The sequence below is a fragment of the Clostridium sp. ATCC 25772 genome, from assembly GCF_001573875.1.
Lineage (GTDB): Bacteria > Bacillota > Clostridia > Clostridiales > Clostridiaceae > Clostridium_J > Clostridium_J senegalense.
The window spans coordinates 1-10,127 of sequence record NZ_LFRG01000073.1; the positions used below are offsets into that span (position 1 = coordinate 1).

13 protein-coding genes are annotated in these 10,127 nt (G+C 27.6%); 12 read left to right on the top strand and 1 reads right to left on the bottom strand.

Annotated elements, in window-relative coordinates:
• Both AZI32_RS16215 and AZI32_RS16220 read left to right on the top strand, forming a co-directional pair.
• Positions 1-645: RNA-guided endonuclease TnpB family protein (locus AZI32_RS16215; protein WP_157450952.1), on the top strand; the 645-nt coding region annotated here is incomplete at its 5' end.
• 214 nt (positions 646-859) lie between these two features.
• Positions 860-1,318, top strand: a complete 459-nt coding sequence (locus tag AZI32_RS16220; RefSeq protein WP_345968965.1) for a GNAT family N-acetyltransferase — start codon at positions 860-862, stop codon at positions 1,316-1,318.
• 131 nt (positions 1,319-1,449) lie between these two features.
• On the opposite strand, the gene spoVB is transcribed toward AZI32_RS16220, so the two are convergent.
• Positions 1,450-2,976, bottom strand: coding sequence for a stage V sporulation protein B (spoVB, locus tag AZI32_RS16225; RefSeq protein ID WP_061996885.1), 1,527 nt, complete (start codon positions 2,974-2,976; stop codon positions 1,450-1,452).
• A gap of 492 nt (positions 2,977-3,468) precedes the next feature.
• Between spoVB and AZI32_RS16230 the strand changes: the two genes are divergently transcribed.
• The 10 genes from AZI32_RS16230 (at position 3,469) to AZI32_RS16275 (ending at position 9,965) form a co-directional block, all read left to right on the top strand.
• The gene (locus AZI32_RS16230) at positions 3,469-3,996 is read left to right on the top strand and encodes a GNAT family N-acetyltransferase (RefSeq protein ID WP_061996887.1); all 528 of its coding nucleotides are present in this window, start codon (positions 3,469-3,471) and stop codon (positions 3,994-3,996) included.
• Positions 3,997-4,047: 51 nt separating this feature from the next.
• Positions 4,048-4,707 (top strand): hypothetical protein, encoded by a 660-nt coding sequence (locus AZI32_RS16235; RefSeq protein ID WP_061996889.1) that lies wholly within the window; start codon positions 4,048-4,050, stop codon positions 4,705-4,707.
• Positions 4,694-5,419 carry a class I SAM-dependent methyltransferase gene (locus tag AZI32_RS16240; protein WP_157450954.1) on the top strand — a complete coding sequence of 242 codons (726 nt, stop codon included), beginning with the start codon at positions 4,694-4,696 and terminating at the stop codon, positions 5,417-5,419. The genes AZI32_RS16235 and AZI32_RS16240 overlap by 14 nt, the downstream gene beginning before the upstream one ends.
• A gap of 469 nt (positions 5,420-5,888) precedes the next feature.
• Positions 5,889-6,635, top strand: coding sequence for an aminoglycoside adenylyltransferase domain-containing protein (locus AZI32_RS16245; protein ID WP_275934994.1), 747 nt, complete (start codon positions 5,889-5,891; stop codon positions 6,633-6,635).
• A gap of 182 nt (positions 6,636-6,817) precedes the next feature.
• A complete protein-coding gene (locus AZI32_RS16250) occupies positions 6,818-7,087 on the top strand; it encodes a CD3324 family protein (protein ID WP_061996896.1) in 270 nt (89 codons plus the stop codon).
• Between the two features lie 177 nt (positions 7,088-7,264).
• Complete coding sequence (locus AZI32_RS16255) at positions 7,265-7,678, top strand: RidA family protein (RefSeq protein ID WP_061996897.1); 414 nt, start codon at positions 7,265-7,267, stop codon at positions 7,676-7,678.
• A 282-nt stretch (positions 7,679-7,960) separates the two neighbouring features.
• On the top strand, positions 7,961-8,251 hold the full coding sequence (locus tag AZI32_RS16260; protein WP_010291955.1) for a DUF3795 domain-containing protein: 291 nt from the start codon (positions 7,961-7,963) through the stop codon (positions 8,249-8,251).
• A complete protein-coding gene (locus AZI32_RS16265) occupies positions 8,248-8,610 on the top strand; it encodes an MmcQ/YjbR family DNA-binding protein (protein WP_061996898.1) in 363 nt (120 codons plus the stop codon). The genes AZI32_RS16260 and AZI32_RS16265 overlap by 4 nt, the downstream gene beginning before the upstream one ends.
• 236 nt (positions 8,611-8,846) lie before the next feature.
• The gene (locus tag AZI32_RS16270) at positions 8,847-9,359 is read left to right on the top strand and encodes an N-acetyltransferase family protein (RefSeq protein ID WP_345968964.1); all 513 of its coding nucleotides are present in this window, start codon (positions 8,847-8,849) and stop codon (positions 9,357-9,359) included.
• A gap of 261 nt (positions 9,360-9,620) precedes the next feature.
• On the top strand, positions 9,621-9,965 hold the full coding sequence (locus tag AZI32_RS16275) for a hypothetical protein (RefSeq protein ID WP_061996906.1): 345 nt from the start codon (positions 9,621-9,623) through the stop codon (positions 9,963-9,965).
• Positions 9,966-10,127: the final 162 nt, after the last annotated feature.

A 10,127-nucleotide genomic window follows, 5' to 3' on the forward strand; every position in this document is an offset into this window, starting at 1 on the left:
TTTATAGCAGTTGGTATTGAAAAAGAAAAACTATTAGTAGAACTAACTGATGAAAGTATAGGCATAGATGTTGGAGTCAAGGACTTAGCTATATGCTCCAATGGAATGTCCTTTAAAAATATTAATAAAACTAAAGTAATTAAAAAGTTAAAAAAGACTTTAAAAAGAAAGCAAAGACAATGTTCAAGAAAATATGAAAAAAATAAAAAAGGAAGGGAGTTTGTCAAAACTAAGAACATTGCAAAACTTGAAAGGCAAATAAGATTACTTCATAGGAGATTGGCAAATATAAGAGATAATCACTTACACCAAGCTACTAATAAGATAGTGAAAACCAAGCCATCAAGAGTAGTTATGGAAACACTTAATATCAAGGGAATAATGAAGAATAAACATTTATCAAAAGCTATTGCAGAACAATGTTTGTATGAGTTTAAAAGGCAAATGCAATATAAATGTGAGTTATATGGAATAGAGTTTGTAGAAGCTGATAAATGGTATCCATCTTCAAAGACTTGTAGTGAATGTGGACATGTAAAGACTAAACTTTCATTATCTGAAAGAACTTATATCTGCGAAGAGTGTGGTTGTGTTATAGATAGAGATTATAATGCAAGTATAAATCTTAGTAGATATTCAGCATAATTACTTAAACAATTATGACTGAGGTGTACCATGCGTTGTATGGGAAGTTAAGCCCTTGGAGTGTTATATCAAACCAAAGTAGCTCTTAGCAAAATGGGACACGTTGAATAGGGAATTAAACAAGCTTTATAAAGTTTTATAATGTTTTGGCAACGGGATAAGAATAACATGAGAATAGTATAAATGATAATATAAGATTGTTAGAGAAAAGAATATTCTTCGTTTTATGCCTGATTGGGCGGAAAATAGCAATTCACCACAATCTTATTTTGAATACATTGATTGGCACCAAAGTAAAAAAAGTTCAACAAATATCTATGAAAACAAAAGATATGTAATCGCATTAACTGATACAGATGAGATGATAGGAATGGTTGGCATGGGATTGGAAGATACATTGAATGAAGTTGAAGTAGCCTATTTTATGTCAGAAAAATATCAGAGAAAGGGATACACAGAAGAAGCAGTAAATGCTTTAGTCAATTGGTGTTTTAGTATGTCAGAGATAAAGTATCTTATTTTGATTATTGATTGTGCAAATACACCTTCTTGCAATCTTGCAAAAAAATGTGGTTTTGAATTATTTGAAAAACGAACACCTATTGAGCATAAGCAACCTAACATGGAAAGTGATAGTTATTTTTATTATAGAAAATATAGAAGTTTATTATAAATACCATAACTGTTCTTGTAATTTGAATTAAGTGAGGTCGAATGGCTTCCTTTAATTATTCATGTATTTTCAACAGTATTTTAAAACATAATCAAGTATAAAATAACCACTCATTTTCTGAGTGGTTATTTTCATAGATTTTTACAAGAATCAGAGTTTTTTCTTATTATAAATATAGATGAGAAAAATAATCCACTACCTATAAAAATTAAGAAGATATTTTTAATGATGAAATTAACATTAGGAATAATAGCATTGAAAATTCTAAGAAGAAATGCTGTTATTAAAGTTAAAAGACAAATTATAAAAAATTTATATATGCTAATTGATAAATGAACAGATTTATTTATTTCTAGAATATTCAATATAAGACCTAATAAAGAAGATACAAATATAGCTATAGCAAAGCCAAATATATTTATAGATGGTATAGCCATCAAAATGTACATTAAAATAAGCTCTACAACAGCTGTAATTAAAGAATTTATAAGAATAGCCTTTTGTTTACCTAGCCCATTTAAGATACCATAAGTACAGGATGAACCATACAAAAATGGAACTGAAAATGCTGCAGCTTTAATGAAAGCATCTAAATCGTTACGTTTATAAAAAAGCATACCAAGATTTGTAGGTATTACTAAGCAAACAAGCATTATTGAAATTCCTAATATAAAGCACATTTTTATTACTTCATTCACTCTACACTCTACAGCAGAATAATTTCCTTTTGTAATGTTTTTAGATATGTCAGGGACTAGAATAGTAGCCATAGAAATTACTATTACAATAGGAAAAAATATTATATTAAGTGTCATTCCACAAAACTTACCTATAGCTTCTAGTGCCAAGGTATGAGTCATTCCTGCTGTTACAAGCCTTCCTGGTATAAGCAAAGTAGATACACTACTTATAGCAGTGGTAAGAAACCCATTGACAGCTAAAGGAAACGCAACAACTAGACAATTAAAAAGGAGCTGAGCACCATTTTCTACATGTTTATCTTTTCCTAAAGAATAATCGAATTTTTTACAACTCTTCTTAAAGAAAATATATAATAAAACGAAACTAACAAATTCTCCAATAGCAAAGGATGAGTATGTAGCTGTTACTGTTTTTGAAATATCTTTAAGAAGAAATAAGTCTATTAAAGATAGTGTTACAAAAAGTCTTAATGCTTTTTCTACAATATCTATTATTGCTGGTGTGTTAACTTCCATAACTCCAAAAAAATAGCCTTTTAAAACTGATGATAGAGCTATAAATATCAGTGCAGGACATAAAACCCATAAGGAATATAAAGTTCTGATATCTTTTATAATGTATTTACTAAAAAAAGGTGCCAAAGCAAACATTATAATGGTTACAAATATTGCCCAAACTAATATGAAAGATAATGTATATCTAACACTTTTATTCATATTTTTATAAGAATCAGTTCCATAATATGATGAAACCTCTTTAGAAACGGCAGCAACAAGCCCACCGCAAACTAAACAACAAAACAAATCATAAATAGGCATTATAAGTCCATAAAGTCCTACTCCTTCTGCACCAAGCTTGTCCGAAAGAACTATAGAAAAAATAAATCTTATAACTGCCATAGCAAGATTTGAAATAGTTAGTACAAATGTATCTCTATAAAAACTGTCACTATTCATAAACAAACCTCCAGTAATATGGTTGAATAAAAATTATATTTTAAAGTAATATATAATTTTTTATAGCTGATTGTGTTTCTTTATAATAGTTATGATTTGCTTTAATACTTTATTCAAAAAATAATCAAATAAATAAAAAAAATTAGTACAGTAGTTAAAAATATAAAAGCAAGATAAGGAAATTAAATATAAGTAATTTAAACTATTATTTAATTTAATATGAGAGAGTATAGAAAAAGAAGTTGAAAATTAAAATACTATGAACAATGTTAAAAATATTTATATAAATGTTATAAATAATATACAATATTCTTCAAAAAATACTAAAAATTAGACGTATAATTTAATAATAAAAACTTTATAAAAAATAAATAATAGTAGATATTTTCAATAACTCTTAACTAGCAATTTAAAATTTTCACATTTGATAAATGAATAAACTTCATATTATAACCCTATATTTATACTTTTAGTGATTGGAGAAATATGCATATGAATATTATTATTGAATTAGGAAAACCAAGTGATATTGATGAATTGGAAGAGCTTTATAATGATTTAAATGATTATTTAGAAAAGGAAATAAATTATCCTGGATGGAGAAAGGGTATATATCCTACTTGTCAAGATGCAATTGATGGAATTAAAAATTGTAATCTTTATGTAGCAAAAAATAATGGCAAAATAGTTGGATCACTTATTTTAAGTCATGAACCTGAGCCTGCATATTATAAAGCTAAGTGGAATTTTGAATTTGATTATTCAGATGTTTTTGTTATATATACATTTGTAGTACATCCAAATTTTTTGAAATGTGGTGTAGGTAAAGCATTAATTGACTTTTCCATTGAACATAGTATTAAGTCAAAGGTAAAGTCAATTCGATTAGATGTTTACGAAAATAATATGCCGGCTATAAGATTGTATGAAAAATGTGGTTTTAAATATATTGATACAGTTGATTTAGGGCTTGGAAACTATGGATTGAACTGGTTTAGATTATATGAAAAAATACTATGATATAACAAGAATAATACCCAAAAATAGTGTTGTTATGTGGAGGCAATGTATATGAGAATTTTAATAGGACAACCAATACATGAAAGAGGAGTTAAACAAATTGAAGGAGAAATAGAAAAAAATAAAGAAATAGATGTTGTTTTATATCCAGAAGGATATTTATTTGATGAAAAGGCTTTAGAAAATGCTTGTAATATTGCAAGAGAATATAATACAACAATTATTACATCTTACAGAAAAGATAATAAAGATAGAGCAGTAATAATAAGTAATTATGGTGAGAAAATTTTAGAAAGATCAAAAACATCTTCAAATGTTAGTGAAGAATTATGTAATCCATTAGTAGTTAATTATAATGGCATAACTATTGGATATATTTTATGTATGGAAATTTTGAAAGGGGTTAGAGATTTTAAAAAAGTAACTTCAAAAATTAATTTTATTGCCCACCCAATTGGTGTAGGAATGTTTAGTGATGATCAATTTGAGTTATGGATAAATGAAGCTAAAAAAATTGCAAGAACATATAAAACTATAGTATTAGGAACAAGTCATGCAGATGGTTCATATAGAAATTGTGGAATCTCAATACCTATTTCATATTGTATTGATAGTGATGGAGAACCTATATATATATCAAAGTATGATACAAGAACAAGGATAGTAAATTTAAACACAAAGGAGGTTAAGGTGAAGTATGATAAAGAATGATTTAAAAACATATGCTGAAAATTTAAAAGAACCATGGTGGTTGTTATTTTATAGAATTGTATGGGAGCAAATACCTATAAAAAATGGTATGAAAATTCTTGATTTTGGTAGTGGGTTAGGCGTTACAGCAAATCACTTAGCAAAAGACAATGAGGTAGTTGCCATAGAACCTAATAAAGATATGATAAAAATGAGAATAGATGAAAATATATATGAACAAATAGTTGGAGATATAGAAATTTTAAAACAGCAGAAAGATGAATTTTTTGATGTTATAGTATGTCATAATGTTTTTGAATATGCAAAGGATAGAAAAGATATATTTAGAGAATTCTATCGAGTTCTTAAACCTAATGGGATAATATCCATAGTAAAGCATAATCATGTAGGTAGGATAATGCAAAAAGCTATTTTTGAAAATAATTTAGATGAAGCTATATATTTACTAGATGGTGGAAGAGTTAAAGTTATGAATTTTGGAGAAGTAAATTATTATGATATAAATGACATCAAGCAGTGGATAGGGGATAAGGATATTAGTATTGAAAAAACACTTGGAGTTAGAACATTTTGGGGATTACAACAAAATAATGATGTAAAGTATGGACAGGATTGGCAAGAAAAAATGTATAAACTTGAAATGAAAGTAGCAGATATAAAAGATTATCTTAATATTGCATTTTATAATCATATAATACTTAGAAAAGCCTAAAAATTTTAAAATTATAGTGTTAAAAAATAATAATGAAAAAATATAAAATGCTAATCTGTGAAATTTTCAAAGAAACTCTAAATATATTTTTATCTGATTTTTATGACTACCCGGAGAAGCGACGTCCTTGTCTGATGCACCGGCTAATCCGTCCTTGGATTAGGTCAAAAAAATTAAACAAAAATCTATAAGAGTTTCTAAATCAATTTTCAATGAATAGCTTGTTTAAATTTAAAAAAATAAAAGTAGGGTATGATGTACATTTTGAAAATAAAGCGAAATAAGTATTAAAATTTGTTCTTTTAAAATTGAATAGTACGGTATTAAAAAATAAAAGTTATCTCAAGTATATTGAAGATTAATGTAGAAAAGTGGTAAATGTGATAAACTTTTCTTATGAGCTAAGTCATAGTTGTATTAAATGGCGAATTAAAGATTATTTATTTTTATATGAGGGGATATAATGGAAATGAAAAAGTTATTAGATGAATTAGTTAAATATAGTTGTCGTATTTTCGAGAAGAATCTGATTGGGATATATCTGCATGGGTCTATTGCAATGGGATGCTTTAATCCGACGAAAAGCGATTTGGATATTTTGTTTGTAGTAGAAAGTGCAATTACAGACCTTCAAAAGAAAATGTTTATGGACGTTATTGTTGTTTTGAATGATAATGCACCAGCAAAAGGAATAGAAATGAGTATAATTAGAAGTGAGTATTGTAAAAATTTTGTTTATCCAACTCCGTTTGATTTGCATTCTTCAAATATGCATCTAAACTGGTATAAGAGTAATCCAACTGAATATATTGAAAAAATGAATGGTAAAGACCATGATTTAGCAGCCCATTTCGTCATAACTAAGAATCGGGGCATTGTTCTATATGGAAGACCAATTAATGATGTTTTCGGAGACATACCATCAGAAGCATATTTAGATAGTATTAAGAGAGATATTGCCGGTTCACAAGATGAAGTAATAGATAATTCAATTTATATTATTTTGAACCTTTGCAGAGTTTTGGCGTATGTACAAGATAGATTGGTGCTTTCAAAAAAAGAAGGTGGAGAATGGGGAATAAAAAATATTGATGGTAAATATCGAAGATTAATAAAAGAAGCACTTGCATGTTATAGTTCAGACAAAAATATTGTACTGAATCATTCACTTGCATTGGAATACTGTAAGTATATGAAGAACAAGATAGGTATATAAGAATAATTATAGGATAGTCTAATATGCAATATTCTTATAATATAAAAATTAAATATAAAGTAAATACCGTACTATTCAAAAGTGAATATGCGGTATTTTTTAGTTCGCAATACATAAATAAATTCATACATATACAGGCTTTGTTTCCTTAATTAAATAATAAATTTAAGGAAGTGAACTTTATGAAATATGTAAGAATTGATAGAATATTACCAGATAATTTAGTTAAAGAAATTCAAAAGTATATTCAAGGTGAATATATATACATCCCTTCCCTTCCTGAAAAGAGAAAAAGATGGGGTGAAAAATCTAAAAGTCGAGATTATATAAAAGCTAGAAATGCAAAGATATTAAACCAATATATAGGTGGGCAATCAATTAGCAATCTGGCTGAGGAATTCTTCCTTTCAGATAGTAGTATTAAGAAAATTGTATATAAAAAGGATAAATAAGCTAAAGCTACCACTCTTGTAATGTGTGGTAGCTTTTGTGTAAAAGATGATATAGAAGTGATTATTATCTTTCTTAAAAAATATAGAAGCTTTAAAATGATATTGAACATAAAATTCATTTAAAAAATGAATTTGTAATTCTTGTCCTAGATATTAGAACAAAAGGAGAGGGTCAAAATGAATAAAAAAATATCATTAATTCATTCTACAAATTTAGCTCTAGTAGATTATGCTTATGTTGGACGCATACCTTCAGGAATGGACTTATTATTTTTAGCAGGGGCATGTCCCATTAATAGAGATGGAGAAGTACCCAATTTGAGTGATTATGAGCTTCAGGCAAAACTTTGTGTAGAGAATTTGAAGGAAGCACTGAGGGACGGTGGGGCCACTTTGAAAGACGTTGTATATACCAGAGTTCTTGTAGCATCTCAAAATCAGTCAGATTTGGTAACTGCATGGGAAGCAATAAGAAAAGAGTTTGGTAATCATGATGTTCCAAGCACCTTATCTGGAGTTACAGTATTAGGATATACAAATCAATTGGTAGAAATTGAAGCAGTAGCAGCAGTAGAAAATAATACAAAATGATTGAAGTATAAAGTTGAACTAATTCGCACCATTCTTATTTAACGTAACAACTAAAAAGACGAACGATTTATTAAAACACTGTATTATTGAAATTTAAATTTTACAGTGTTTTTACGTCGTAATTTGATTAAAAGACGGATTAAAGAATATATGTTGATTGAAAATTGAATAATGAGGTATTTACAAAATATGTTATAATTGATTCATGATAATAAAATAATCTTAAGTAAAAATTATTTGTATGAGAGATACAGATAAATAGAATTTTATAGGGAGGATAACATGATTAAAAATGGAATTAACAAAATAGAATCTAGATGTGGAATATTGTGTAGTGACTGTGAGTACAGAGAGCAAATGGGGTGCGGTGGATGTGCTAATATTCAAAAACCATTTTGGGGAGAAAAATGTTCTGTAAAATCATGTTGCGAGTCAAAAGGAAATGAACACTGTGGAACTTGTGAGAAGTTTACATGTGAACTACTTAATAAATTTGCATATGATAAGGAACAAGGGGATAATGGAAAACGCATTAAACAATGTAAAGAATGGAGTGACAAAGATACTATATGAAATATCAATGGATAGATGAATATTTGGTAAAAAAAAGTGGTGTGTCTAAAGATTTGCAGAAAGATTGGAATTGGATACGTTATTCCTTAGGAGATAAAATGTTTGCGGCAATTTGTTTAGATAAAAATGATGAACCTTATTATATAACTTTAAAATTGGAGCCAACAGAAGGGGATTTTCTTAGACAACAATATGAGGATATTATACCAGGATATTATATGAATAAAGTACATTGGAATTCGGTTAAATTTAATGGAAATGTACCAGATGAATTATTAAAAGACATATTAGACAAGTCTTATCAACTAGTGCTATCTAAATTCAGTAAAAAGAAACAAAAAGAACTTTTAAAAATATAATATAAATTCCAATCTGCTAAGGAGCTTAAAAAGTAAATATAAATAATATATTAAAATACTGCAGTATTCATAGGTGAATTTGCGGTATTTTGCTTCATACTTTGATTAAAATACGGATTAAAGAATATATGTTGTTTGAAAATTGAATAATGAGGTATTTACAAAATATGTTATAATTAATTCATAATAGGCAAATAAAGAGAACTGAGGATTATTTATAGTACACATTAGTAAAATTGCAAGGAGGAGACTTTATGGATTTTATTTTTGAAAAATTAGAAAAGAAGCATCAAAAAGAAGTAGCTGATATCCTGAATTACTATATTGAAAATACAACCGCAGCTTACCGTGAAGAAGTTGTAGATGAGGATTTTTCACTAAATTTCTTAGAAGGACCTGATGTTTTTTGTAGTTTCGTGATAAAAACAGTTACAAATAAAATAGTTGGCTTTTGTACATTAGAACCGCATATGGCTATGTCCACATTTTCTGAAGTAGCTGAAGTAATGTATTTTATTCACCACGAATACACAGGCAAGGGAGCTGGTAGCCTTGCCTTGAAAATAATCGAAGATAAGGCAAGAACGATTGGGGTGAAAAAGCTATTGGCTGACAGCTCTACAGAAAATATTGGTAGCATTGATTTTCATAAAAGCAATGGGTTCATTGAATATGGAAGATTACTCAATGTTGGGAAAAAACTTGGTAGGAGTTTTGGTGTTGCATATTTCGTAAAAGACTTATGTTAAGTTTACATAGAAATTAAGCATTATGTGCAGTGCGCTTTTTGTGAAATGATGAAATCAATATACAATTAAATAAGTTATTCATAATACCGTATTATTCAAATGAATATGCGGTATTTTTGCATCATTTAGTTATTATGCCATATAAAAATTAATTGTAAAAATACAAACTATGTTCATTGAAAATTGAATAATGTGGTGTTAAAATTATAGATATGTTTGATAATGGCAAAATATACAATAATTTAAGGCGGTAAAGGATTTATGAACTCAAAAGAAGATGAAATCTTTAAAATTATAACAAGAATTATTAATATTATACTATGCTTGCTACTTCCTTTTAGCATATTAATAGCAATGGTTTCTCCAATGATGTTTGATGCTCCAGGTTCAAATGAGAGTTTTTATACATGGATACTTTTCATATCTAATTTTTCAGCTCCAGTGATTATATTAATATCAATAATAATATCAATATATTTACTTAAATTAAAATTATATAAAAGAGCATTTATATTTAGTTTATTACCACTAATTAATTTAATTACTATTTTGGTTGCTTATTGGGGGATTGCAGTTTTTCAAAATGGAAAATTTAGCATTTATTAAAGGTAAGTATATATTCCATCAGAGTAAGGGGACAAGACTAATATTACAATCGGAAAAACAAACAATTTATCCAAATACCGCATTATATTAATGTCAATATTTTTTTGTATGATTGTGCCAATATTCTTATGTACAGTTTTGCTAATTAGTTTTATTAGATAT